Consider the following 2,617-nt stretch of genomic DNA (forward strand, 5'->3'; position numbering starts at 1 on the left):
GATCGTATTTCCATTCATGAATAAGAACGTTTCCATCCCAAAAATAGCGATTTATTTCTTTGTTTGCAATTTTTGCAGTACGTCTTCCAAGTGCATCATATTCAAAGCGTATTACTTTTCCATCGGGGTTTGTAACGCTTTCAAGCATTCCATTAGCCAGCCATGTGTATCCTGTATCGCCTTGTTGCCACTGCTCGTGTTCGTATTGTAATCTGGTTTCTTCGGTTTTGTTGCCCGCTAGTCTGTCCATCCAATTAGTTGGTTCTGGAAACTTTAGCGCTGTGTTTATATCTCGAGGGCTTTTGTGTACCAAATTGCCCTGTTCGTCGTATTTGTAATAGTGCTTTTCATCCTGTAGCAGTTTTCCACCTTTGCCGTATTTACGATCGCTGCGGTCATGGGTTTTGTATAAATTACCTACTGCATCTGGAGTTTTGTATAATTCTCCTTTGCCATCATAATCTGCCTTGGCTAGATTACCAAAGTCATCATAATCAAAAAAGGTCATACCTCCTGTAAGTTGGTTTACCACACTTCTTAGCTGTTGGTTGGTATCCCAATTGTAGTAACGCGAGCCTGTTCGCTTGCCATTTGCAAATACTTCCTGCTCTTTTTGTTTGCCACTGCTGTTGTAACTCGTTTTTATATGTAACCCTCCTGTAGCGTAACGCTCTATTTCTCGTCCTAATTCATCTCGTTTTAAAGTCGTTTCCCAAGCCTGATGCTGTTCTTTGAGTGCAGCACTTTGCGCTTCTATACGCTCTAGCTGCCCTTTTTCATTATAGTGCGTGTTAACATCAGCTCCTAAACTGGTACTTATGTTGGTGCGCTGTCCTAAGGCATTGTAAGTGGCTGTTAGTGTTATGCCATTTTCGGCTGTGTCTAACTGTTGTTTCTGCGTTTCTTTGGTTATACGTCCGTTGGCATCACGCTCTAAATAGATGCTAACATTTTGGTTAGTTGCCTCTACTAGCTGTCCGTTTTTATTATAACTATAAATTTCCCATGTGCCATCGTGGTAGTCGGCTCTGGTGATACGCCCTAAGGCATCTTGCTCGTATTCGGTATATTTTCCGCCTCCGTGGTCTATTTTGGTTACTTCTCCTACCTGATTACGGCTGTATTTTTTTACAAGTCCATCAAATGCAGTTTCGCGCATGATGTAGCCGGCTTTATTGCGATCAAAATAATAGCTTTCGTTATCTTCATTTTTTATACTCCTAAGCTGTTCCATCTTATCGTAGTCAAAACGTACTTTTACTCCGTTTTGCTCTCTTGTGGCCAGACTTCCAAGTGGAGTGTAACTAAACTTAATATTGTTCTTTCTATCTTTTAAGGCAATTACTTCGTCGTAATTGTTATAGCTAAACTCTATAACATTGCTGTCTTTCTCTACTATTTGCTGTACTCTGTCCAAGGCATCATACGTAAAATAGTCCGCCATTTGCATCGGAGTATATATAGCCTGTACGCGTCCTCGGTAGTTGTACTCCCAAGTTTTTAGCTTTTGGTCGTTTTCTCGCCACTCTATAAGGTTGTACTGCTCATCGTAAACGAGTTGTAACTTATTCTTATTTTTGGCAACGCTTGCCAGTAGTCCATCATCATTATAAGTAAAATGGGTACTGGTTTTATCGGGTGCTATTATGGTTTTAAGCTGATGTTCTTTTTCTTTATTGTATAGGTAAATTGTTTTTTGCCCTTCGGGATCTATAGCTATCGATGGTCGATTTTCGTCATCGTACAACATCATTTCTTCGGTACCATCGGGGTAGGTTGTGGCTATTTTATTCCCCATATCATCGTAATTGTGTCCCGTGATTCGTCCTTCTTGGTCTATTTCACGATACAATTCCATGAACTCCGTATAGTCATAAAAAATGCTATTGCCCATTGGATCTTGCTCTTGGGTTACAAGCTGGTTTGGTTCGTAATAATAGGTTCTTACAGCTCCGTTAGCATCGGTTATTATGTTATAGCCATCTTGGGTATGGTATTCCATCCTGCCTTCTTGCCAGCCTCCATCGCCCCAAGTGTGAATACACTTGTTTTGAGCATCGTACTCCCAATAAAATGCTTGTCCGTTACGATCGGTCTTTTTGACCATTAAATGGTTCTCGTATTCAATTCTTGTTGGTTTTTGTAAAGCATCGAGAATTGCCACCATATTATAGTGCTCATCATACTCATAAACTACAAGTAATTCGTTTTGCTCTGGTGTTACAAGTTCTAGTTTTTGGATGAATCCATCTTTAGTACTTACTTTGATTTCTCTGCCTGAGGCATCTATGATTTTATTTAAGTGATATCCTGTAAATTCAAAGATGATACAAAGTCCATCGTTATTGGTTATTTGTGTAAGCTGGTATTTTTTACCATCAAACAGGGTAAAATCATAAAAAAGTTTGCTTTTATGATCGTAAGCCTGATAGCCATTATCTGTTCTTTTTAAGGTTGTTTTTTCTTCGCGCAGATAGTATTCTTCATCTGGAAGTAAAGCAGCAAAAGCCACTAATCTCCCATCCTCCATACGCAGTCCCAAGGCATCGTCTTCTGGATATAATTCTACTGCGCGATCATAAACACTATGCACCCCATGTCCGAGCCAGCCAATATA

Annotated in this window: 1 pseudogene; it reads right to left on the bottom strand. The window is 39.9% G+C overall.

Annotation, left to right across the window (positions count from 1 at the left end):
* Nucleotides 1–2,617 (bottom strand): annotated as a pseudogene (locus tag OIU80_RS20745) (DUF6531 domain-containing protein); the annotation flags it as partial.

This window comes from Flavobacterium frigoritolerans, assembly GCF_025847275.1.
Classification (GTDB): Bacteria; Bacteroidota; Bacteroidia; order Flavobacteriales; family Flavobacteriaceae; genus Flavobacterium; species Flavobacterium frigoritolerans.